Below are 22,171 nucleotides of genomic sequence, written 5' to 3' on the forward strand. Positions count from 1 at the left end.
CTGATTCGAAAGGATAATTTAATAAAGGTGGGGATAATATGGCTGACAACAGGGAACTTTGCCAAACATTGAAACATTTTTTAACCGTTGCTCCATATATTAACCAGCTTACGATTGAGGATATGGGATTATTTGTCTGTGATCAGGAAAGGGTTATTTGGGATGTGACGCCGAAAACCTTTAAATGGCCCAAGGCAAGCTATGTGGGTGACCAGCCGGGGCCGGACTGGGTAGTCTCCAAGGCCATGCAGCAACAAAAAAGACTCATTGAGGAAGTAGGAAAAGAAGCCTTTGGCGTGCCTTATATGGCGGTGGCTCTGCCCATTTTTGAAAACCGCCGGGTGGTAGGGGGCATTGCGGTTCAGGTATCGGTGGAACGAAAAGAAAAGCTTTTGGAAATTGCCCATTCTTTGGATCAGACGATCAGAACTTTGGATACCACTGTGCAACAAGTAGCGGCGGAAGCAGAGGAGTTATCTGCCACCGGGGAAGAATTGGGCAGCATTTCCCAGGAAACAAATGCCCAGGTGGGAGAAACCGATGATGTGATTGAGGTGATCCGGAAAATAGCCGGCCAAACCAATTTAATCGGTCTGAATGCAGCCATCGAAGCAGCCCGGGTAGGCGAACACGGCCGGGGATTTACGGTGGTGGCGGAAGAAGTACGCAAACTGGCCCAAACCAGTTCAACTTCCACGAAAAATATCAAGCAAACCTTGGAAAGAGTGAAAAGTGCCGTAGAACAAATCAATTCGGCCGTGAAAGAAGTGGCAATCGTGGCCAACCACCAGGCGGAAGTCCTGACCGATATTTCGGCTGCCGTGGATAATCTGACGGGTTTAGCTGATTCCATTGTGACCATGGCCCAGGACCTAACAAGAGATGCTTATGCGGCGTATGAAGGAAAATAGGGCCTAAAAAAGAACATAGTAAATTTAACCCCTTTTCGTAAGGGGTTTTTATTTTTTTCAAAATTTATTACAAAGCCAGACTTCAGTCCGAGATCAAATAGCGGGGATTAAAAAAGCGGGCATCCGTATTGGCCAGGTCGGAATAATAAACAAAACAGTCGGGCGAATTCTGGGCCAGAAGCAGGGTGGGGGCGTCAACCAGCAACAGGCTATGGCTATATTCTTCATCGGTATTGCGGAAGCGGCCCGGACGGGTTTGCACAATACCCCCCGGATCAAGCTGGGAAATTGTCTCTACAACCTCGCCGTAAAGGCTTTGTTCCCCAGGGTTCCGGGATGCTGTGGCATAGTTCCAAAACTGCTCCACACTTTCCCAGGCCGGGGAGCCACCGCCCTGCCCCGCGTACCACTGGGCGGTCATGTTCTCCCGCCGGGCAATATCAGGCTGGTCACCTGATCCAAAGCCGTACCAGAGGCATTGCGATAAGAAGTTGGAACAGTTGCCCATAAAGTCTTCGATGCCGTAAAAGGCCGGATTACGCGTTTCGGTGTAGGTCCGGGCATATTGAACTGCCCGTAGGCCATGATAAGGAGAAGCATGGGCCGGCAGGCTTGTTTCCCCGGAGGATGCGGCCGGAGCGAGCGTCTGGAATTCTCTCATCAAATCCTCCCGCATCTCCTCCTCAGAGGGTAAAACGAGGGGGGTGTTCTGTCTAAATCTGCTGGAGCCCGGGTAATAGTGAAAGGTGATTTTCCAAACCCCGCCTATCTGTTTAAGCCGCATCGTGTGCTGTCCGTTTATGGCCAAAAAAGGGGGATAGGCCCGGCCTTTTTCGCCTGTGATGGTGAAGTGGACGATCACCTCGTCTTCATTGTGGATACCCCTGCTGCTCCAGAATTCCATGCGCCCATCCTCCGCTTCCTCCTCATAGGTGATGCGGTAAGGATACTTGGTTGTTTCCACATAGCAAAGCTGGTGTTGGGCGATCAATCTTCTGCGCTGAATCAGGATTTCCAGCCAGATCAGAGGGTTGCGGTTGCGCATTTGGCTCATATCCAAGAGATAGCTGACATCAATGTAGTGCAGGCCGGTATATGCCTGGTATTGCTGTTCAAAAAACTGTTCAATGGTCTCCTCCTGCGTGAGGGGATGGTCCGGGATATAGACGGTGGGTTCCTGTGCTGTGGAGCTCTTTTCCAAAGACGGCTCTACGGACTGACCAGAAGGCAGATTGTCTCCGCCCCCTGCAGAACAGGCGGATAAAAACAGCGCTAGGCAGAATAACAGAACAAACTTTGGCATAGGCACAACCCTTTTTCTTCTTATTTCCCCTGCATATTCAATTTTACCATATCACCTTATTTTATTCATTAATTAGATTGACATCTAAATCGGCCCAATACTATAATTAAAATTGAACAATCGTTCAATCATTCAATTAAGGAGAAGAGATTTTTATGTGCGCATATACGGCGGATTTTGATAAATGTGATTGCAACACCATTCATGAGGCTGTGGTCCATGAAGTGAGGGCGCATATGCCGGATGAAGAAGATCTTTTGGATCTGGCGGATCTTTTTAAGATTTTTGGGGATTCCACGCGGGTCAAAATACTCTATGCCTTATTTAAGGCGGAGATGTGCGTGTGCGATATCGCAGTGCTTTTGGGCATGACCAAGTCTGCCATCTCCCATCAACTAAGGATTCTGAAACAGGCAAAGCTGGTGAAAAACCGGAGAGACGGCAAAATCGTTTATTATTCCTTTGCCGACGATCATGTAAGAAATATTTTTGCCCAAGGCTTGCTCCACATTTCTGAAGAACGAGCGTCCATGAGCTTATTTGGCCGCTAACCTGCGCCTCTATGGAATGGAATCTAAGGGATAGGAAGATAGATTTAAGCCAATTTATGATGAAAGGAGGGGGACAATGCCATCCGTAATGGTCATGAAAACAATCATTGCGGGGGGTAAAATTTTATCCTTTTTTAGTTGATTGGGTAATCAACTGTTCAATCAAGATCCAAGAGGAGGAACATCGCGTGAGAGGTCGTATTTGGTGATGGGCATGGAAAAGAAATTTGGATTTATCAGGAGGGGGTGGGTAGATGCTGGTGTTGGATGAAAAAAGTAAAACCCCTCTATACGCCCAATTGTATCAGCAGATTAAGGATGATATCGTCAAGGGATGTGTCAAAGCCGGAACAAAGCTGAGGTCGAGCCGGAAAATATCCCAAGAACTGCATATCAGCAGAAACACGGTGGAATTGGCTTATGAGCAACTGCACGCAGAAGGATTTATTGTCAGCAAACCACGCAAAGGGTATTTTGTGGAAGCAGGGGCGGAGGAAACCTTTCAGAAAAGTAAAACGGCCCCCAATACCCGGACAGCAGCCATGGAGGATGTGAATCAAAAGGTGGTTTATGATTTCCGGCCCTGCGCTTTGTATCTGAGGGAGGCCCCTTTTCCTCAATGGCAAAGGCTGATGAACAGGTGCTTTCATGATTTTAAAGAGGGGGTCATCCGCTACGGGTCCTCTTTTGGCGAATGGAGTCTGCGTACGGAGATCCAAAGGTATATCTCCGATTACCGCAATGTCCATTGTAAGGTGGACCAGATTATGGTCGGCACTGGCACCCAATTTTGCCTGGGTCTTGTCTGCCCGCTTCTGAGAGAGAGGGGCTTCAGCGTGGCCATGGAAGAACCGGGTGATGATCAAGCGCGCATGACTTTACAGAATAACGGCATCAAAATATCGCCCATCGAAGTTGATAAGGAAGGATTGAATGTACGCGTCTTGGAAGGGGCAGAAGCAAGAGCCGTTTATGTGACGCCTTCCCACCAGTTTCCCACGGGAACAGTGATGCCTATGACCAGACGGTTAGAATTGGTGGAATGGGCCCGGCGCAGGGATGCCCTGATTATTGAGGATGATGATAGCTGCCATTTCCAGTATGATACCAAACCGCTTCCTTCCCTCCAATCTTTGTGCGGCGACCGGGTAATTTACTTAGGCAGCTTCTCTGAGATGTTGTTTCCCTGCATTCAGGCCTCCTATATGGTGATGCCCGACCCGTATCTGCAGGATCTCTATCAGCGCTTTGAAAATCATACTCCCTTGGTGCCCTTTTTGATGCAGAAAACGCTGGAGCTTTACATACGTGGAGGCCATTGGGAGAGCCATGTGCGAAAAACCAGAAAGCATCAAAAGGAAAAATGCGCCTCCCTGGTACAGGCATTGAAAAGTGAATTTGGCAACAACATTTGTATTCTGGGCACCCATGCCGGTTTCCATTTGCTCGTGCAGGTAAAATGGCCCATGAATGAAGCGGAGTTGATTCATCGGGCCTGTCAGGCCGGTGTGGGCGTGTGCCCCACATCAAAGTACTGGATCCGGCCCCAAAACAGTGCCTATGGAACGGTCCTTTTAAGTTTTCGGGGCATCCCCTTGGAGCATATTCCTAGGGCAGTTAAGCTTTTGCGTGAGGCTTGGCTGGGTTAATCAAAAACTGGAGCCATACAGAATATCAAAACTGGACCTTGCATTTTATGTTAGGATATCCTAACTTATAGATGATACAGCTTATGTATCAATCTTACTTGGAAAGGAGGTATAAAAGGTGCGTAAAACGCTCGTGGCAATTACCCTGATCCTTGTCCTCACAAGTATGCTCCCGCTGACGGCGTTTGCCGCCCATGAAACATGGAATGATGTGGTGGACGAAATGGAAACGATCCTGGATAAGTCTTACGAGATATATATTTCAGGTGATGCGGAAGCCGCTAAGGAACAAGTCGATGCTGCCTACTTCGGATATTATGAAAAGCTGGGCTTTGAAAAGACGGTAATGGCCCATATTTCGGGCGACCGTGCAGCTGAAGTGGAATACCAGTTCAGCTTTGCCAAAAAGGCCATCAGTGCCGGTAAGCCGGAGCAGGAAGTCAGAGTCTCGCTGGATACGCTGATCAACCTGCTGCGCGAAGATGCCATCAGATTGGATGGAAAAAAGGAGAGCTCCATCGGTGTTCTGCTTGCCTCCCTGCTGATCATCACCAGGGAAGGCTTTGAGGCGATCATCATCGTAGGCGCGATTATCGCTTATCTGATTAAGTCCGGGAACAAGCACAAGACCGGTGCGATTTACTGGGGTTCGCTTATTGCGTTGGGTGCCAGTGTTCTGATGGCGATTATTCTGAACAGACTGTCCGGTTTGAGCGGCGCAAATCAGGAGATCATTGAAGGAGTGACCATGCTGGTTGCCGTGGTAGTTCTCTTTTATGTAAGCAACTGGATGGTTTCCAAGGCAGAAGCAGCCGCCTGGACCAACTACATAGCAGGAAAGGTGCAGAGTTCCCTGACCAAGGGCAGCCTGTTTTCCCTTGCTTTTGCGGCGTTTCTGGCCGTTTTCCGTGAGGGCGCGGAAACAATCCTGTTTTATCAGGCGCTGCTTGCCAATACGAAAACCTATATCAACATGGTGTGGCTGGGGCTGGGGATCGGGTGCGTTCTCCTGGTGGTGATCTACATCCTGATCCGTGTTTTAAGCATCAAATTGCCCTTAAAGCCCTTCTTCCTGGGCACCAGCATTCTGTTGTTTGTCATGGCCATTTCCTTTACCGGTTCCGGTATCAAAGAATTGCAGGAAGGGAATGTCATAGGCGTTACATCCGTTCCGGGCATTTCTTCGGTAGACCTGTTAGGGATTTATCCCACGTGGGAAACGCTTATTCCCCAAATCTTTTTGCTCATACTGACGGTTGGTACATTCATCATACAGATGAGAAAATGGCGCAAAGCGCCTATGGGGGGCACAACCGCAGGGACGGGCAATAACAAAGCCTGAACAGGTAAAGATACCCCTGACCTTCCTGACAAGTTCAAAGGGAATGAAAAATAAACACATTTTTGGAGGGATAGAATATGAAAACCAATAAAATAACCGTCCTTTTTGGCATCATCGCCATCGTCCTCTCTCTTGGTCTGGCCGGTTGTTCCTCGGACACGAATGCGCCTGCCGATTCAAACACACCCACGGAAAATAGCGATACTTCCCAAGAAGGGGAAGGCGCGGTGGGACCTGCTGATGTGGCCGGATTTGAGGAATTCCCCATTGGGGATGATATTGAGCTGGGGCCTTTGAATGTGGCCGGCGTCTATTTCCAGCCGGTGGATATGGAACCGACGGGCAAGAGCCTCCCCGCCTCTGAGTCCGACATGCACATGGAAGCGGACATTTCCGCCCTGGACAATGATCTGGGTTACGGTGTGGGTGATTTTGTGCCCTATTTGACGGTAAAATATCAGATTACGGGTGATGACGGCAAAACCATCGAAGGAAACTTCATGCCCATGAACGCCAGCGACGGCCCCCACTATGGGGCAAATATCAAGCTGGGCCCGGCAGGTACCTACAAAGTCCGCTTTATTATTGAGAACCCGGAGGCACAAGGTTTTCTCCTTCATGTGGATAAGACAACGGGCGTTACCGGACGTTACTGGACCGAACCCCTGGTGGCAGAATGGGACTTTGATTACGTGCCCAGGGTTTGGTAAGGGATCCCTTTTCATTGATCCGGATATCGATATAACAGATCCAACCCGTGCCATGGAAGGTCTTGCGCCGACGGGCGGCCCTTCCATGGCTTCATTTTGAAGCTTGATAGGAGGTGGCTCCATGCTGAAGTACCTCATACAGGTTGTGCAGAGTACGCTGACAACCGTCCTCCTTTTGGCCATGCTAGGTGCCCTTATGCATCTCGTCGGCGGCAAAAAGCAAAAAAAGTGGCTGCTTTGGGGCTTCGGCGCAGGTATTGCTGCGGCGTTTGTCCTGGCTGCTTTAGAATTTTCCACCGCGCTGATCAACAGGGAATTTTTTAATATGGGCATTTTGTCGGTCGCCCTCCTGGCGGAAATAATTTTCTTTCTTCTTGCCTGGGGCGTGCTCGCCCCAAAAGCGCCGGTATTTCATGAAAGGATCTGGAATGGGATAAATTTCCTGATGCTCATGGCGCTTCTTCTTTATTGCCTGCCGGATATTTTGCTCTATCCCACAGAGTTTGTCATGGCCGGGGAAAGCGTATTCAGTACGGATTTTTTATTTAAGCTCATCGGCTACTTAGGGGGGCTTTTCCTGATCGTCCTGACCGGATTTGCTTTATCCAAGGTGGGCAGAAGCTTATCCTTTCAACTGGTGCGGATTTTGCTGACCGCCGGGCTGGCCATCCAGCTGGCCAATCAAATGGCCATGATGGTCCAGCTTTTACTGGCAAGACGCATCATCCCCATGTCAAAAGGGCTTTTCGCCCTGATTAAGCCTGTTATCAATCATCAGGAATATTTTCTTTATGGGGTTCTGGCGGTCACGGTGGCATTGCCCCTGGTACTGTGGAGAAAAAGCCTGAATCCCCAAGAAACTTATGCCAATCCGGCCCAGCATCGTAAAATCCGGGCTGCCGCACGCCGGCAACGCCGCTGGTGTACGGTTGTTCTGGCCGGGTATGTTCTGGCGGTGCTGAACCTGACGGTGGTGAAGGCCTACGAGGAAAGAGAGGTTGTCCTTTCCCCGGCGGAGCCCATGACCATCTCGGGCCAGGAGATATTGATTCCCCTGGAAAATATCAGCGACGGCCACCTGCACCGTTTTGTCTATACCGCTTCCGACGGTACGGAAGTGCGCTTTATCGTCATCAAGAAAAATGAAGCTGCTTTTGGCGTGGGCCTGGATGCCTGCGATATCTGCGGCCCCACGGGCTACTATGAGCGGGATGACGAGGTGGTGTGCAAGCTTTGCGATGTGGTGATGAATATCTCCACCATCGGCTTTAAAGGGGGCTGCAATCCTGTACCCCTTGCCTATACTTTAAGGGGGGGCACCATGGTGATCCAAACACAAAATCTGGAAAATGAAAAGAATCGGTTTCAATAGGAGGTGATCCCATGTTCTGGAGAATGGTCAAGGGTGCCCTGTTCCGGCAAAAAGGGAAAATGCTGATGATTGCCTTCACCATTGCCTTAGGGGCCTCTCTTGCTACCGCCATGCTGAATGTGATGCTGGATGTGGGAGACAAGGTCAATCAGGAGTTGAAAACTTACGGCGCCAATATCAACGTCGTGCCCAAAGAAGCTTCCCTGCTGGGTGACCTTTACGGCGTTGAGGAAGGCTCCGGTGTATCGGATAAATATTTACAGGAAAGGGAGCTGGGGAAGATCAAAACCATCTTTTGGGCCTTTAACATCGTGGATTTTGCTCCTTACCTGGAAACAAGGGTCCGCTTAAATGCCCGGACAGACAGCGTGGAGCTCGCGGGAACCTGGTTTGAACACCACCTGGACCTGCCCACGGGGGAATCCCTTGATACGGGCATGAAAAACATGAAAAATTGGTGGGAGGTGGACGGCGCCTGGCTGGCCGATGCAGATGAAAATGATGCTATGGTAGGCAGCCTGGTGGCAGGCAGAAACAATATCAAGGTTGGTGATACCATTACTGTTCAGGCAAAAAGTCAAAGGAAAGAATTGGTGGTCAAGGGTATTTTTAATTCCGGCAGTGAGGAGGATGATCAGATCTATGTGCCTTTGCAGGTGGCCCAAGCGCTGACAGGGCGGCCGGGACTGGTGAGCCGGGTGGAAGTCAGCGCCCTCACCACCCCCGACAATGAGCTGGCCCGCCGGGCGGCCCAGAACCCCCAAAGTCTCTCCATCAAAGAATGGGAAACCTGGTATTGTACGGCTTATGTCAGTGCCATTTGCTATCAGATCGCAGAAGTGATCACCGATTCTGTGGCCAAACCCATTCGCCAGGTTGCGGAAGCGGAAGGCGCCATTCTGGAAAAAACCCAGCTGCTGATGCTGCTCATGACAATTTTGAGCTTGATCGGTTCCGCCCTGGGCATTTCCAATCTGGTTACGGCCAGCGTGATGGAGCGCAGTCCTGAGATCGGCCTGTTAAAGGCGGTCGGCGCCCATGACGCCCCCATCTCCTTATTAATTTTAACAGAGATACTGATCACCGGAATCATCGGCGGCATGGCGGGATATTTTGCCGGGCTGGGCTTTGCCCAGATCATTGGGCAGTCCGTTTTCGGGTCCGCCATCGAAATCAAGCCCATGGTCATTCCCCTGGTGGCGGTTCTGGTGTTTCTCGTCATCTTGGCAGGAAGCATACCTGCCATCCGGCTTTTGCTGTCCCTGCGTCCGGCGGAAGTATTGCATGGCAGGTGAGAAAATGAAAAAACAATCCATGTATTTTAAGATGGTGATGAGTTCCCTGATCCGCCGCCGGTCCAGAATGGTGGTGGCCCTTTTGGCCGTTGCCATCGGCGCTACCATCCTTTCCGGGCTGATTACCATTTACTACGATATTCCCCGGCAGATGGGCAAAGAATTCCGGTCCTACGGCGCCAATCTTATCTTAGTTCCGGCCGGAGAGCAATCGTCTTTGAACACTGCCGCCATGGAAAAAGCGGCAAGCGTCTTCCCGGCTGACAATATCGTGGGCATGGCGCCCTACCGCTATGAGACGGTAAAGATCAATGAGCAGCCCTTTATGGCGGCGGGAACAGATTTGGCAGAAGTAAAAAAAGTCAGCCCCTACTGGTATATTGCCGGGCAGTGGCCGGAAGGCAAAGATGCCGTGCTCCTGGGCCAGGAGGTGGCCGATCTCATTCGCCTTTCGCCCGGCGATACTTTCACCGCTACCGGCACGGATGCCCAGGGAGAGAATTTCAGCCATGACTTTACGGTAGCCGGCATCGTTCAGACCGGGGGAGCGGAGGAAGCATTTATTTTCATGTCCCTGGCCGATCTGGAGGGCATCATGGGGAACCGTGATGAAGTGGACGTGGTGGAATGCAGCATTGCCGCTGACGAGGAGGCCCTGAGCAGCATGGCGGAACAGATTGGCGCCCATGACCCGGAGGTTACTCCCCGCCTGGTCAAACGGGTCACCCAGTCGGAGCAAACCGTATTGGGCAAGCTTCAGGCCCTGGTCTATCTGGTCACGGTAGTGGTCCTGCTCCTCACCATGATCTGCGTTTCCACGACGATGATGGCAGTTGTTACGGAGCGGCGCAAAGAGATCGGTTTGAAAAAAGCACTGGGTGCGGCCAATCAAAGCATTGTGCTGGAGTTTCTGGGCGAAGGCCTGTTTCTGGGCGGTTCAGGGGGCGTGCTGGGCGTGCTGTTCGGTTTTTTGTTCGCCCAGTCTGTCAGTGTGAATGTCTTCAGCCGCAGCATCTCCTTCCAGCCCCTTTTGATTCCGGTGACCCTGGTGGTATCCATCGGCATTACCGGATTGGCCTGCCTGATTCCCGTGAGAAGCGCAACAGACATCGAGCCGGCAATCGTATTGCGCGGCGAGTAGAGGAGGCTCAGCGATGAATTTATTAGAACTGAAGGATATTTCCAAAATTTACGGCAATGTGAAAGCTTTGCAAAATATCGATCTTACCGTCCGGCAGGGGGAATGGTTAGCCATCATGGGACCGTCCGGCTCCGGGAAGACCACCATGATGAACATTATCGGCTGCATGGACCGGCCTTCCCATGGTGCGGTCATTTTGGACGGCAAGGATATTTCCAAGGAAGGGCCAAAGAGTCTGACCGCCGTCCGCCGTGATAAAATCGGCTTGATCTTTCAGCAGTTCCATCTGATCAACTATCTCACAGCCCTGGAAAATGTGATGATCGCCCAATATTATCACAGCATGCCGGATGAAAAGGAAGCCCTGCAGGCGCTGGAGCGGGTAGGTTTACAAGAACGGGCGAAGCACCTGCCCAGCCAGCTGTCCGGGGGGGAACAGCAAAGGGTCTGTATTGCCCGGGCCCTGATCAACTATCCCATGCTGATTTTAGCGGATGAGCCCACGGGAAATCTGGATGAAGCCAATGAGAATATTGTGCTGGACATTTTTAAGCAGCTGCACGGGGAGGGCAGCACCATCATTGTGGTCACCCATGATGCCGAGGTCGCCGAGGAAGCCCAGCGTACGGTAATATTGGAGCATGGCCGTATTGCAAAAATCACGCACAATCAAAATGACCAAAGGGGGTGCGAACGATGAGGGAAAAAACCATCCACCTGATAGGGGTCCTTGCCCTAACTTTGCTTTTGTTGTCCGGATGCGGCAATGGTTCTGATTCCAGTGCTTATCAAGACGGCACCTATACCGGGAAAAGCAGCCCGGATGACCGGGGCGCTTACGGAGAGGCCACTGTCACCATTGCTGACCACAAAATCACGGCGTGCACCTATGTGACCCGGCAAAAGGACGGCACGGTGAAAGATGAAGAGTACGGCAAGGTCAATGGAGAAATTTCCAACCAGGACTATTATGACAAGGCCCAGCTGGCCGTAAAAGCAATGCAGCAATATGCCCGGCAGCTGGTGGAGGTTCAAAAGCCGGAAGATGTGGATGCGGTATCCGGGGCGACCATTGCCTATGACCAGTTCATGGAAGCGGTAAAAAATGCTTTGGAGGCAGCAAAAGAATGATCTCCGGATATTTGATGTGTGCCATTTGTCCTGGGATAGGAAAAGCTTGCATTCAGCAAAAAGATGAGGATTCCTGTACGCAAAACAGGAACCATTCAGGAGGTAATTCACGTGAAAAACAGATTTTTGTCCGGGCTTGTGCTTGCTGTTTTCGGGCTGCTCATTGCCCTGATCCCGGTGTGCATATTTCCCACCTGTGCCAAAGTAATTGAAACCGCCGCAGGGGGAACGGTGCCCATGAAATGCTTTTGGTCCGGGCGGGCGGAGATAGGAATCGGTTTATTGATCCTGTGCGGGGGCGGCTTGCTGGCTTTTGTCAAATCCCCCTTGACCCGGATCGGCATCAGCATCATGACCGCCTTGACGGGTATTCTGGCGATTTTAGTTCCTACTCTGTTGATTGGAGGATGTGAGATGGCCACCATGCCGTGCCGGATGACCACTTTTCCCGCATTAATGCTGTTGGGTGGCCTGACGGCGGCGGTCGCTTTGGTTAACGCCGCCTATTTAGGGAGCCAAAACAAAAAAACGGCGGAGACCGGCCAATGAATAATAAGCCTCTCACTGTTTTTACCCTTGCCGCCCGTAATCTCAAAGGCAAGCCCTTTCGGAGCGGCGGCCTTATTTTCCTGGTCGCCCTTTTCGCTTTCACCCTTTTCGGGGGTACCATTTTAGCGAAGAGCCTGGAGAGCGGTATGGATAGCCTGTCCAAAAGACTGGGCGCGGATATTCTGGTGGTGCCCTACGGTTATGAGGCGGATATTCAAGGCGCCCTGCTCCGGGGAGAACCCAGCACCTTCTATTTTGACGCTCAAATCACCGGTAAAATTGCCGGTCTGGAAGGCATTGACCGGGTCTCTCCCCAGCTTTATATCGCCACGCTGAACGCCGGGTGCTGTGCCTATCCTCTCCAGTTGATCGGCTACGATCCGGAAACGGATTTCATCATCCAACCCTGGTTATCCTCCATGCTGAAACACCCTCTCGGGGATGGGGAAATCCTGGTGGGCAGCAGTATTAATGCCCAAGCAGGACAAAAACTGAAATTTTTTAACCGGATTTTTACTGTGGCCGCCCGGCTGGAAAAAACCGGGATGGGATTTGACACCTCCGTTTTTATGAATTTCACCACAGCCAAACAGCTGGCCCGGGAATCTGAGCGCATCCAGTCCCATCCGGTAGCCCAGGATGATCGTCTCATTTCCTCCGTGATGGTCAGAATCAAAAAGGATGCCGACGTAAAGGGCGTGGCAAACGGCATCCTGCAGGCTTACGCAAGAGAAGGCGTGGCGGTTGTGGTTGCGAAGAACATGCTTAGTGAGATCTCCGGGAGTTTAACCGGGCTTTCTCTCTTTATATATCTCCTGGCCGGTATTTTATGGCTCTTAGCCATTCTTGTTCTGATGATAGTATTTTCCATTTCCTTAAACGCGCGGAAAAAAGAATTCAGCATATTTCGGGTTCTGGGCGCGCCCAGGAGCATGCTGGTAAAATTAATCCTCAGTGAGTCCTTTCTGATCAGCCTTTTGGGGACGGTGGCGGGAACGATGGGGGCCGCCTGCCTGGTATTTCCTTTCCGCGCCTACATCGGTTCCTTGCTGAACCTGCCCTATTTGCAGCCGGCTTATGGAATGATAGGGATGGTTGCCTTGACCAGCTTTTTCCTATCTCTGACGGTAGGTCCCCTGGCCTCCATTTATGCGGCTCTCAAAATCGGTCATTCCGAAACCTATACCACGATGAGGGAGAACGAATAATGCTTTTAGAAATAAAGGAACTGAGCAAAGAATACAAACGGGGAGAACGGCCATTTGCCGCGGTTGACCAGATTAATTTATCCGTAGCCCAGGGCGACTTCGTGACCATTACGGGGCGTTCCGGGAGCGGCAAAAGTACTCTTCTGAATATGGTGGCCGGGCTTTTGACCCCCACTTCCGGCACGATCAGCCTTAAGGGCAGGAAGCTGGATACTTTGAATGACAAGGAAATGTCGGCATGGAGAAATTTTCGGCTGGGCTATGTGCCGCAAGGAACCAGTGCCCTTGCCCATCTCACCGTTTTCGATAATGTACGTCTTCCTTTTTATCTGGCCAAAAGGCAGGGCGATCCATGCGGACGGGCCGTCTTTCTTTTGGAGGAGGTGGGCCTGCCTCACCTGGCCCATCTCTATCCCCCCCAGTTGTCCGGGGGAGAATTGCGGCGGGTTTTCATCGCCCGGGCGCTGATGAACGAGCCGGATCTTTTGATGGCGGATGAACCTACGGCAGATTTGGATCAGGAAACTACCAGGGAAATGATGGCGCTCTTTTGCCGCATCAACAAAAACGGCACTACGGTGATCATCGTTAGCCATGAACGGGATACGGGGAAATTCGGCAATCGGGTGCTGACCATGTCTGCCGGCAAACTGAGGGAAAACTTGCCCGCGGATGAAAAGTAGAAAATAGATTTCTGGTGCTTTGCTACCTGTGAAAACATGTTGTTGGCTTTTGGCGTTAATAAACGAATATGGGTTTAATCACGACAACAGCGAGGCGGTTTGCAGCTTCGCTGTTGCCTTTATAGCGGGTATATTATTGGAATGGAAGGCATATCCTGCCCGGATAAGCTTCTAGTTAGGATTGCCTGAAGAAGATAAATTTATCAAATCCTTAACAAAGAGATGCTATAATAGACGGAAACAGCCAATGGATGGCAATGATAATGAAAAAGGAGGACGGAGAATGATGCCCACAATATTGGAAAAGATCGTCAAGAAACCAAAGATATCGAACAATCAAATCACCCAAGGCGAAAGAAAAAAGGCTATTAAAAAAGATTATCTTCAGATGGCTATTTCCTACTTTGTACTTGCGCACACAGAACTTATTGCGAAACAAACGGAGTTAAAAGTTGCAGATATTACGAAAAGTGCCCACGACCTTGCCGCGAATAGTGAAGAAACCTCGGCAACAGCAGAAGAAACCAGTGCCACGACACAGGAATTTAGTGCCATCATGCAGACACTGGACAACAGTTCTGCGCAAAATATTGAAAGATTAAACGCTTTGCAAAAAAAAGGTGTTGAAGTAAATGATAATTTAACAATCGCCAAAGAAAATATGGAAGAATTGGGACGAAGCTTAGAAAACATTGATAGTATCAACCAAACAGTAGAGGGAATTGCGGACCAAACAAATCTTTTGGCCTTAAATGCCGCTATTGAAGCAGCCCGCGTGGGGGATGCCGGACGAGGATTCGCCGTGGTGGCTGATGAAGTTCGAAAACTTGCCGCACAAACGAAAGACGCCGTCAAAGAAGTGAAGAAGGTCTCCGGGGAAATCGACAGAATCACTGCCGACACGAAATCAATCAATCATACTATTTTCCAAGATTTCGACGAATATTTTCATGAATCTAGGGCCATTGCCGATACGATACAAGAGCATACGGAAAAAATAAAAAATGCCACCGAGGCCACCAGGAATATTAATATGGCGATGGAACAATTAGCCGGGGCATCGGAGGAAATCGCCGGTCTTGCGGCAGATTTATCAAATACGGCGGATTTTGGTTCTGTGGTGATGAAAGAAATCCAAGAGTTATCCACCATTGTGAAGCCTTACATCCATATTGAAGCCGATGACAGTTCCCTGACCAATATTTTAGCCCGGCGCTTAGTGGATCATGCCAATTACCTTTTGGATGTAGTAGCAAAAGGGGGAAGTAAAACCAGGACGAAAAACCATCACGAATGCGCTTTTGGTCTTTGGTATGACAAAGCCAAAGACCGCTACGGACACATTCCGGAATTTGTCTCCCTGGACAAGCCTCATGAAATGGTGCATGTTGCCGGCCAAAAAGTAGCTGAGGAAATCACCATCAGGAATCTGGAGCTATTAATCGAAGCATCCGGAGAAATTTTAAAAGCATTTTTAAGTTTTGCCAAAACTATCGATGAATGAAGAGAATCTTTTGTCGGTATAATTTCCCCAAAAGCCTTGACAAAGAAGTGGTGTAAAGCTATTATTTAAAGTAATTAAATCATATCAGAATAGTATGCTTAAGTAGGAAATTACTCTGAAATTTGTTCCCATGAAAAAAACTTTTTCAGTTGACCAGAAACACTGGAGACTAAGTTTTCTTCTTGCATCTTTAAGGATGCGCAAGAGGATGAAACTTAGTCTTTTTTATTTTGGGTCCGATGATAAAAAATACCTATTGCGTATTCAAAGATTTCGATTTGTCTGACTATATTAAGGAGACTTATACTTGAACTATAAAAATTTATTTGGAGTGTATATTTTATGAATGATACCCATGTTTTATCAAGTTATGTGGCTGGTTTGAGATGGGAGGATATCCCTGAGGAGGTGATTTCCCGGAGTAAAATTAATATCCTGGATACCTTAGGGGTGGCTGTGCGTGGTTCTCTGACAAATCATGCCAAGGCCGCTTTTCAGACCATCAGTGAACTTGACGGTCCAGACCAAGCGTCGGTGATTGGTCAGGAAAGGGGTCTGAATGTGACACAAGCGGCCTTTTTAAACGCCTTGTCCGCCCATGCCATTGATTTTGACGATGCCCACAAATTTGTTCATCCTGGTTGTGTCGTGATTCCGTCCGCCTTATGTCTGGCAGAAAAGCTAAACCGATCCGGCAAAAGTTTTATCTTAGCCGTAATTGCCGGATATGACATATCCGTGCGCGTAAGCCAGGCTGCCGGGGTAGAGCACCGAAAGCGGGGCTTCCACCCTACGGGGACATGCAATTTTTTGGGTGCCGCCGCTGCTGCCGCCCGCGCCCTGGGATTGGAAGCAAGCCAGGTGGAAGCGGCTTTCGGCATCGCGGGCACGCAGGCGGCGGGGCTAACCCAGTATCGCTTTGACGGCAGCGCCGACAAGCATTTTCACGCCGGTATGGCTGCTCAGGGAGGGGTTCTCTCTGCCTTACTGGCCCAATCCGGTTTCCAGGGAACCAAGGAAATACTGGAAGGAAAATTTGGCTTTTTAAATGTCTTGGGGAATGGGGGAAGTCCGGAAAAACTGGTGCAGGGACTGGGAGAAGTCTTTCCCATCAGTGAAACAGATATTAAGCCCTATCCTTCATGCCGCCAAACCCATACGGTGGTTGATTTGGCTTTACAAGCAGCCCAAAAAAATATGGCAGAAGGTGATATCAAGGAAATACTGGTGGAAATTTATGATTATGCTACGGAAAGCTGGCTGGTGGACACATCCCCTCCAGAGTCGGGGCTGCAAGGAATGCTGAACATTCCTTATTGTTTGGCAAGTGCCCTGGTTTATGGAAAGTTATCCTTGGAGCATTTTCAACCGGAGATGTTGCGGGAGCCTGTGGTGCATAGACTGGCGCGCAAGGTAAAAGTTGTGCCCAACAGTGATTTTTCCCGGAAATTTCCCGAGAAAAAATGTGCCCGGCTTCAGATTAAATTGGTACAGGGTGCGGACCTTTGTTTGATGGCGGAAAACCCCAGAGGGAGCGCCGACGCTCCTTTTACCTTTGGGGATGTGGAAGAAAAATTCCATCAATTAGCCGATCAAGTGATTGGTCAAAGCAACACTGATGAGATCGTCAAACAGGTAAAAGAGCTGGAGGCGGTGGGGGATATGGCGGCTGTTGCCCGGCTGCTGAGAAAAGATAGAAAAACCTGTCATAACGGTTAATGGAGGTGAGAGCTAAGAACAGTGATTTTCTAAGGTCCTTTGAATCAAAGATTTAAGATGGTGAGAAAGGAGAAAGAAGGATGAAAATTAAAGGGTACATGGGTTGGGTTGTGGTGATGGTGTTGATGGTCTGTCTTGTCCTTGGGTTAGGAGGCTGCGGGGGGCAGAAGGAGGTTCCCGATTCTGCTGCCAATACCGGAGAAACGGAAAAATGGCAGCCGGAAAAAATTGAAATCGTCTTGCCTCATGCTGTGGGGAGTAATCAGGATATGACCACCCGGATTCTAGGGGAAGTGTGGTCGGAGAAATTAGGGATCCCTTTTGTTTACAACAATAAAGACGGAGCCAGCGGTCAAGTGGGCTATACCTACTTTTTAACCTTGCCCAAGGACGGCACCGCCCTGCTTTCTACCAACCTGGCTTCGGCTTCCATTATGTATAAAGAGCAGAAACCCGATTTTGACTGGGAAAAGGATCTGGAATGGATGGGGATATTTGGTATTGACCCGGGGACCTTCTTTGTACAAAAGGATTCTCCCTTTCAGACCCTTAATGATGTGATTGAAGCGGCCAAGAAGGAAAAGGTGACCGTGGCCATCTCCTATTGGGCCAGCCCGGATAACTTGCTGCTCCAGCAGATCATGGAACAGACCGGTGCTCAGTTTGAAATCATTCCCTATGGCAGCGGCAATGACCTGGTGACCCAGGTACTGGGCGGTCATGTGCAACTGGGATTCACCAAAGTATCCGGTGTGGAAAAGGCGGGAGACACCTTAAGACACCTGGCGATTTCCATGTCGGAAAACCCGGTTCCCGACATGACCAACAATGCCCCCACGGTGGATAGCGCTTTAGGAACCAAAACCCTGGTGGTAGCCTCTTACCGCGCCATCAATGTGCCGAAGGAATTAAGAGAAAAATACCCGGAACGGTTCAAAATGATTCAAGAGGCTTTTGAAGAGGCGAAAGATGATCCCCGGGTGATTGAAAGCATGAAAAAAGCGGGAGTGGATCCCGGTTTAATAGTCGATTGGACCCCGGAGCAATTGAATGAGCAGACCAAAATATACTGGGATGTGTTTGAACAATACAAGGACATCTATATGCAAAAGAAATAAAGAAGGCCGTCTTCAAAAACCGGTGTAAACCGAGCAGTGCCAATTTATTTTAAGGTAGTGATCACATAATGAAAAGTTCCGGCAGGGTAGATCCGGGAGAATTTGTGATTCCCCTGATCGCCATACTTTATGGGTGCTACAGTATCAGTTCCCAGGTTGTAAAAGGGTATCAGACCTCCACAATCGGATACGGGCTGGTAATTGCCCTTCCCATGCTGCTTTGTGCAGGAGTCGTTTTATTTAAAGCGGTGAAAAACCGGAAACAGGAGGTCCGAACAGAAAAGAAACACAGTCTCAGGCCTCTGGGACTGTTAGGCGGCATGATTGTCTTTATTGCCTTGCTTCCCATTTTAGGCTATTTTCTAGATATTTTTCTCTATTTAATTATCCTGATGTGGTTCTTTCAGGTCCGGCGCTGGTCAAAGCTTGTGGCTGTTGCTCTCGGCACGACCCTGGTGATTCACGTGATCTTTGTCTTGTGGCTCCAATTGCCGCTGCCGCAAGGCTTGATTACGGGCTTGTAATGAAGGGGGTGAACGAATGGATCATCATGCGATTTTTGCGGGACTGGAAATGTTGTTGAGCAATTTGTGGATCGTACCCATCGGTGTTCTGGTGGGCATCATTATTGGGGCCATTCCCGGGCTAAGCTCCAGCAATTCTTTGGCGATTCTGCTGCCCATGATGCTGGGGCTCCCGGTGGAAACAGCCCTGATCTTTGGAGTATCGTTATACTGCGGGGCGGAAGTAGGCAATTCCTATCCGGCGATTCTGGTCAATATCCCGGGCACCGGGTCGGCGGCAGTGACAACCTTTGACGGCTATCCGATGGCGCAAAACAAACAGGCGGCGGAGGCCATGGGTTTGTCCATTTTTTCTTCTTTTATCGGCGGCGTGATCGGCGGGCTGGTCTGCCTTACCTCGGCCCCTTTGATCAGTAAAGTGGCCCTCAAATTTAGCTCCGTGGAAATGACGATTATTATTCTTTTCGGTGTGGCAGTGCTGGCCCAGTTATCTTCCGGCGGGCTGGCCAAGGGTCTCATGGCGGGTTTTTTTGGCCTGCTCCTGTCTACCACGGGGGTAGACCCCATCTGGGGGCAAATCCGGGCTACCTTCGGCAGTATGTATCTCATGGACGGCATGCCTGTGATCCCGGCTTTAATCGGGCTCCTGGCCTTTTCCGAATTACTGATTTCTTTGGAAAAGAATGAGGCTGTTTCCCTGGTGGAAGACTCTCAGAGCTTAGGCTTAAAGGGAATTTTTCAGGGCTTCCGGTATACGATCAAGAGCTGGGTAAACACCTTGCGCTCATCTTTAATCGGGGTAATTGTGGGTGCGATCCCGGGTGCCGGGGCTTCTATCGCCAGCTTTATTTCTTACCAGCAGACAGTGGCTTTTGCCCCTTCCGAAGAGAAGAAAACCTTCGGCAAAGGGAATCCGGAGGGGGTCATTGCTTCCGAAGCCGCCAACAACGGGGTTGTAGGGGGCAGCCTGATCCCTTTGCTTACTCTGGGCGTTCCCGGTAGCGCCAGTATGGCTGTGCTCATGGTGGTGATGGCGTACCAGGGCTTGGCCCTGGGACCCCGGCTCTTTGTGCAGAATGGGGATGTAGCCTATGCCGTCTTGTGGTCCCAGTTTGCCGCCGCGGTTTTCATGCTGGTTATTGGTACGGCCTGCGCCTACAGTTTCTATCGGCTGGCCTATATTCCCATGACCCTGCTGGTTCCGGTGGTCTCGGTGATCTCCATTATCGGGGGATATGCGCCCCGCCAGTACATTTTTGATATGGGCTTAGTGATCATTTTCGGCATCCTGGGGTATGTGATGAAGAAATATGAATACCCGCCCGCCGCCATGCTTTTAGGGCTGATTTTAGGCCCCCTGCTGGAGGCCAATGCCTTCCGGGGCCTGAAAATAGGTTTAGGCTCCCCGAGCATATTTTTTACCCGGCCCCTGGCTGTTTTGTTATGGATTTTGCTCATTATTACCTTTGTGGGACCGGAAATAAAACGAAAATTGGCCCGGAATAAAGAAGGCAAAAATTCTTTCCGCATAGATTGAGGTCCGGAAAGCAATTTTCCTGGAGGTTTATTTTTTGAGCTGGAATACGCTGGTAGTTTTTTGCCTGGGTTTTTTAGGGGGCGTGGCGGGGCAAAAAACCCGCATCCCGGGAGGAGTTCTGATCGGGGCGATGCTCTTTGCGGCATCGGCAAATTTTGTCGGCATGCCGCCTGCATCCCTGCCCCCCTTTTATAATCTCAGCTTGCAGATCATGGCGGGCTGCCTGGTGGGCATCGGCATTACCACAAAGACCTTAAAAGATTTAAAGAAAATTGTTGCTCCGGTGCTGCTCAATGCCTTGATTATTTTAACAGGAGGAATAGTGGTAGCCGTTGTGATATCCCATCTGTTTTTCTGGGGCCGGATCACTTCCTGGCTGGCCTCATCACCGGGCCGCATGCAGGATATGGTGATTTTTTCCGACAGCCTGGGAGCGGATACCACAAAGGTGGCGGGGGTGCATATTATGCGCACCATTTCCGTGGTAATACTTACTCCCCTGATTCTAAAAGGACATGACAGGTTACGGAAGCAAAAAAATTTACCGTCACAAAACGATGGGGAAAAGAAAAAAGGAGGACATTAAAGTGAAGAGAGCATTAGAGTTTTTGGAAATACCAACCAGGAGTGTAAAACCCCGAAAGCAAGGGCTGACCATTGTGCGGGATCACAATATCGGCTGGAATTGTGCCGTGGATATGGTAGATGCGGTAGGCCCGGTGATTGATTATGTGAAAATGCGCCATATTACCGTGTGTGTGGCGCCCCTCGATGAAAACGATTTAACGATCAAAAAAATTCAGTTGTATAAAGACAACCAGATGGACGTCTTTCCCGGCGGCATTGTCTTTGAAAACGCCTTTGTTCAAAGGAAGGTGGAACCCACTTTTGATACACTGGTAAAAATGGGTTTCACGGCGGTGGAATGTTCGGAAAATATTATTAATATTAATATGGAAGATAAAATTAACTCCGTTAAGACGGCCAAAAAAGCGGGATTAAAAGTGCTTTTTGAAGTGGGGGAAAAATATCCGGAGGGTCCCCTGGATGTGGATTTGTGTGTAAAAGAATGTCATACTTTGATTGAGGCGGGGGCGGATCTGGTGATCGTGGAAAAATCCCTCCTGGAAACCAGCCTGGGTACGGCAGGAGAGCATGCCGATGCTTATCGCATTGAAGAACTGGTCAAAAGAGTCGGGCTGCAGTATCTCACCTTTGAAGCGGAGTCCAAGTTGCACCAGGGCTGGCTGTTTAATACCTTTGGACCTGATGTCAATATTGGCCCCAATCTGCATCCCGATGAAATTGCCAAGCTGGATGCCACCAGGCTCACCTGGAGCCGTGAGGGGGGCTATACCTGGCTGATTGAGCGGGCAAAAGCAGCGGGCTGCCTGGCCTAAACCGATGCGAAAGCCGGACAGGAAGCACATCACATCCTTGGTGTGGGTGGCGGTTCTAGGCATCTTAGGCGGTGGAATGGGGGAGATTTCACATGTTCCGGGAGGCATCATCCTGGGCGCCATGCTGACTATCGCGGCGGGAAACCTGTTAGGGTTTCCCGCTAACTGGTTACCGTCCCGGTCCGGCTTTATCCTTCAGGTCTTAGCAGGGATCATGCTGGGCATCAAAATCACCGGGGAGGAATTGTCTACGCTGGGAGAGATCCTGATTCCGGTGCTGATCATTACCGGGGTGCTGAATCTCATGGGCATCCTGTCCTCCCTGTTGGTGTGGAAGGTATTTGACTGGGACCTGCTCACCGCCTGGTTGTCTACTTCTCCGGGACGGATGCAGGATATGGTGATCCTGGCCAAGAATCTGGAGGCAGACAGCGAAAAAGTAGTCACCACCCATGTGATGCGGATTACCCTGGTGGTGATAGTGACCCCGCTGATCCTTTTATTCTGGGGCAAATAAATGCCCA

22 protein-coding genes are annotated in these 22,171 nt (G+C 50.1%); 21 read left to right on the forward strand and 1 reads right to left on the reverse strand.

From position 1 onward, the window contains the following. Nucleotides 1–38: 38 nt before the first annotated feature. Nucleotides 39–911 carry a methyl-accepting chemotaxis protein gene (locus tag DCMF_RS30160; RefSeq protein WP_148136737.1) on the forward strand — a complete coding sequence of 291 codons (873 nt, stop codon included), beginning with the start codon at nt 39–41 and terminating at the stop codon, nt 909–911. 82 nt (nt 912–993) lie between these two features. On the opposite strand, the gene DCMF_RS23845 is transcribed toward DCMF_RS30160, so the two are convergent. After that, nucleotides 994–2,214: an amidase domain-containing protein gene (locus DCMF_RS23845; RefSeq protein ID WP_148136738.1), complete on the reverse strand. Its 1,221-nt coding sequence runs from the start codon at nt 2,212–2,214 to the stop codon at nt 994–996. 155 nt (nt 2,215–2,369) lie between these two features. Between DCMF_RS23845 and DCMF_RS23850 the strand changes: the two genes are divergently transcribed. The 20 genes from DCMF_RS23850 to DCMF_RS23945 all read left to right on the forward strand — a co-directional run bounded on the left by DCMF_RS23850 (nt 2,370) and on the right by DCMF_RS23945 (nt 22,164). After that, nucleotides 2,370–2,765: an ArsR/SmtB family transcription factor gene (locus DCMF_RS23850; RefSeq protein WP_148136739.1), complete on the forward strand. Its 396-nt coding sequence runs from the start codon at nt 2,370–2,372 to the stop codon at nt 2,763–2,765. A 254-nt stretch (nt 2,766–3,019) separates the two neighbouring features. Then, the gene (gene pdxR, locus DCMF_RS23855) at nt 3,020–4,414 is read left to right on the forward strand and encodes a MocR-like pyridoxine biosynthesis transcription factor PdxR (protein ID WP_148136740.1); all 1,395 of its coding nucleotides are present in this window, start codon (nt 3,020–3,022) and stop codon (nt 4,412–4,414) included. 118 nt (nt 4,415–4,532) lie between these two features. Further along, a complete protein-coding gene (locus DCMF_RS23860) occupies nt 4,533–5,756 on the forward strand; it encodes an FTR1 family iron permease (RefSeq protein ID WP_236860112.1) in 1,224 nt (407 codons plus the stop codon). A 77-nt stretch (nt 5,757–5,833) separates the two neighbouring features. Continuing rightward, the gene (locus DCMF_RS23865; RefSeq protein WP_148136741.1) at nt 5,834–6,466 is read left to right on the forward strand and encodes an iron transporter; all 633 of its coding nucleotides are present in this window, start codon (nt 5,834–5,836) and stop codon (nt 6,464–6,466) included. A gap of 121 nt (nt 6,467–6,587) precedes the next feature. Continuing rightward, nucleotides 6,588–7,838: a Fe-S-containing protein gene (locus tag DCMF_RS23870; RefSeq protein ID WP_148136742.1), complete on the forward strand. Its 1,251-nt coding sequence runs from the start codon at nt 6,588–6,590 to the stop codon at nt 7,836–7,838. Between the two features lie 11 nt (nt 7,839–7,849). Beyond that, nucleotides 7,850–9,133 (forward strand): ABC transporter permease, encoded by a 1,284-nt coding sequence (locus DCMF_RS23875; protein ID WP_148136743.1) that lies wholly within the window; start codon nt 7,850–7,852, stop codon nt 9,131–9,133. Nucleotides 9,134–9,137: 4 nt separating this feature from the next. Further along, on the forward strand, nt 9,138–10,274 hold the full coding sequence (locus DCMF_RS23880) for an ABC transporter permease (RefSeq protein WP_214658853.1): 1,137 nt from the start codon (nt 9,138–9,140) through the stop codon (nt 10,272–10,274). Nucleotides 10,275–10,287: 13 nt separating this feature from the next. Then, a complete protein-coding gene (locus tag DCMF_RS23885; RefSeq protein ID WP_148136745.1) occupies nt 10,288–10,974 on the forward strand; it encodes an ABC transporter ATP-binding protein in 687 nt (228 codons plus the stop codon). Then, entirely contained in the window at nt 10,971–11,405 is a 435-nt protein-coding gene (locus tag DCMF_RS23890) for an FMN-binding protein (protein ID WP_148136746.1), read from the forward strand. Before DCMF_RS23885 ends, DCMF_RS23890 begins: the two co-directional genes overlap by 4 nt. A gap of 111 nt (nt 11,406–11,516) precedes the next feature. After that, on the forward strand, nt 11,517–11,954 hold the full coding sequence (locus tag DCMF_RS23895; protein ID WP_214658854.1) for a DUF4418 family protein: 438 nt from the start codon (nt 11,517–11,519) through the stop codon (nt 11,952–11,954). Beyond that, nucleotides 11,951–13,162, forward strand: a complete 1,212-nt coding sequence (locus DCMF_RS23900; protein WP_148136748.1) for an ABC transporter permease — start codon at nt 11,951–11,953, stop codon at nt 13,160–13,162. The genes DCMF_RS23895 and DCMF_RS23900 overlap by 4 nt, the downstream gene beginning before the upstream one ends. Next, entirely contained in the window at nt 13,162–13,845 is a 684-nt protein-coding gene (locus DCMF_RS23905) for an ABC transporter ATP-binding protein (protein WP_148136749.1), read from the forward strand. The genes DCMF_RS23900 and DCMF_RS23905 overlap by 1 nt, the downstream gene beginning before the upstream one ends. A gap of 283 nt (nt 13,846–14,128) precedes the next feature. Continuing rightward, entirely contained in the window at nt 14,129–15,349 is a 1,221-nt protein-coding gene (locus DCMF_RS23910; protein ID WP_214658855.1) for a methyl-accepting chemotaxis protein, read from the forward strand. Between the two features lie 342 nt (nt 15,350–15,691). Next, nucleotides 15,692–17,068, forward strand: a complete 1,377-nt coding sequence (locus DCMF_RS23915) for an MmgE/PrpD family protein (RefSeq protein WP_148136751.1) — start codon at nt 15,692–15,694, stop codon at nt 17,066–17,068. Nucleotides 17,069–17,148: 80 nt separating this feature from the next. Next, on the forward strand, nt 17,149–18,186 hold the full coding sequence (locus DCMF_RS23920) for a tripartite tricarboxylate transporter substrate binding protein (protein ID WP_148136752.1): 1,038 nt from the start codon (nt 17,149–17,151) through the stop codon (nt 18,184–18,186). A gap of 68 nt (nt 18,187–18,254) precedes the next feature. After that, the gene (locus tag DCMF_RS23925) at nt 18,255–18,710 is read left to right on the forward strand and encodes a tripartite tricarboxylate transporter TctB family protein (RefSeq protein WP_148136753.1); all 456 of its coding nucleotides are present in this window, start codon (nt 18,255–18,257) and stop codon (nt 18,708–18,710) included. A gap of 16 nt (nt 18,711–18,726) precedes the next feature. Then, a complete protein-coding gene (locus DCMF_RS23930) occupies nt 18,727–20,247 on the forward strand; it encodes a tripartite tricarboxylate transporter permease (protein ID WP_148136754.1) in 1,521 nt (506 codons plus the stop codon). 34 nt (nt 20,248–20,281) lie between these two features. Next, complete coding sequence (locus DCMF_RS23935) at nt 20,282–20,833, forward strand: AbrB family transcriptional regulator (RefSeq protein ID WP_214658856.1); 552 nt, start codon at nt 20,282–20,284, stop codon at nt 20,831–20,833. 1 nt (nt 20,834) lies between these two features. Continuing rightward, a complete protein-coding gene (locus tag DCMF_RS23940; RefSeq protein ID WP_214658857.1) occupies nt 20,835–21,647 on the forward strand; it encodes a phosphosulfolactate synthase in 813 nt (270 codons plus the stop codon). Then, nucleotides 21,613–22,164 (forward strand): AbrB family transcriptional regulator, encoded by a 552-nt coding sequence (locus DCMF_RS23945; RefSeq protein ID WP_148136757.1) that lies wholly within the window; start codon nt 21,613–21,615, stop codon nt 22,162–22,164. The genes DCMF_RS23940 and DCMF_RS23945 overlap by 35 nt, the downstream gene beginning before the upstream one ends. The last annotated feature ends 7 nt before the right edge of the window (nt 22,165–22,171 follow it).

The organism is Candidatus Formimonas warabiya (assembly GCF_002777255.1).
GTDB lineage: Bacteria > Bacillota > Dehalobacteriia > Dehalobacteriales > Dehalobacteriaceae > Formimonas > Formimonas warabiya.

What these genes read in the sequence shown, in the direction of transcription:
- DCMF_RS30160 (WP_148136737.1), top strand. Translation starts at nt 39, where the DNA reads ATGGCTGACAACAGGGAACTTTGCCAAACATTGAAACATTTTTTAACC.
- DCMF_RS23845 (WP_148136738.1), bottom strand. Translation starts at nt 2,214, where the DNA reads ATGCCAAAGTTTGTTCTGTTATTCTGCCTAGCGCTGTTTTTATCCGCC.
- DCMF_RS23850 (WP_148136739.1), top strand. Translation starts at nt 2,370, where the DNA reads ATGTGCGCATATACGGCGGATTTTGATAAATGTGATTGCAACACCATT.
- pdxR (WP_148136740.1), top strand. Translation starts at nt 3,020, where the DNA reads ATGCTGGTGTTGGATGAAAAAAGTAAAACCCCTCTATACGCCCAATTG.
- DCMF_RS23865 (WP_148136741.1), top strand. Translation starts at nt 5,834, where the DNA reads ATGAAAACCAATAAAATAACCGTCCTTTTTGGCATCATCGCCATCGTC.
- DCMF_RS23870 (WP_148136742.1), top strand. Translation starts at nt 6,588, where the DNA reads ATGCTGAAGTACCTCATACAGGTTGTGCAGAGTACGCTGACAACCGTC.
- DCMF_RS23875 (WP_148136743.1), top strand. Translation starts at nt 7,850, where the DNA reads ATGTTCTGGAGAATGGTCAAGGGTGCCCTGTTCCGGCAAAAAGGGAAA.
- DCMF_RS23880 (WP_214658853.1), top strand. Translation starts at nt 9,138, where the DNA reads ATGAAAAAACAATCCATGTATTTTAAGATGGTGATGAGTTCCCTGATC.
- DCMF_RS23885 (WP_148136745.1), top strand. Translation starts at nt 10,288, where the DNA reads ATGAATTTATTAGAACTGAAGGATATTTCCAAAATTTACGGCAATGTG.
- DCMF_RS23890 (WP_148136746.1), top strand. Translation starts at nt 10,971, where the DNA reads ATGAGGGAAAAAACCATCCACCTGATAGGGGTCCTTGCCCTAACTTTG.
- DCMF_RS23900 (WP_148136748.1), top strand. Translation starts at nt 11,951, where the DNA reads ATGAATAATAAGCCTCTCACTGTTTTTACCCTTGCCGCCCGTAATCTC.
- DCMF_RS23905 (WP_148136749.1), top strand. Translation starts at nt 13,162, where the DNA reads ATGCTTTTAGAAATAAAGGAACTGAGCAAAGAATACAAACGGGGAGAA.
- DCMF_RS23910 (WP_214658855.1), top strand. Translation starts at nt 14,129, where the DNA reads ATGATGCCCACAATATTGGAAAAGATCGTCAAGAAACCAAAGATATCG.
- DCMF_RS23915 (WP_148136751.1), top strand. Translation starts at nt 15,692, where the DNA reads ATGAATGATACCCATGTTTTATCAAGTTATGTGGCTGGTTTGAGATGG.
- DCMF_RS23920 (WP_148136752.1), top strand. Translation starts at nt 17,149, where the DNA reads ATGAAAATTAAAGGGTACATGGGTTGGGTTGTGGTGATGGTGTTGATG.
- DCMF_RS23925 (WP_148136753.1), top strand. Translation starts at nt 18,255, where the DNA reads ATGAAAAGTTCCGGCAGGGTAGATCCGGGAGAATTTGTGATTCCCCTG.
- DCMF_RS23930 (WP_148136754.1), top strand. Translation starts at nt 18,727, where the DNA reads ATGGATCATCATGCGATTTTTGCGGGACTGGAAATGTTGTTGAGCAAT.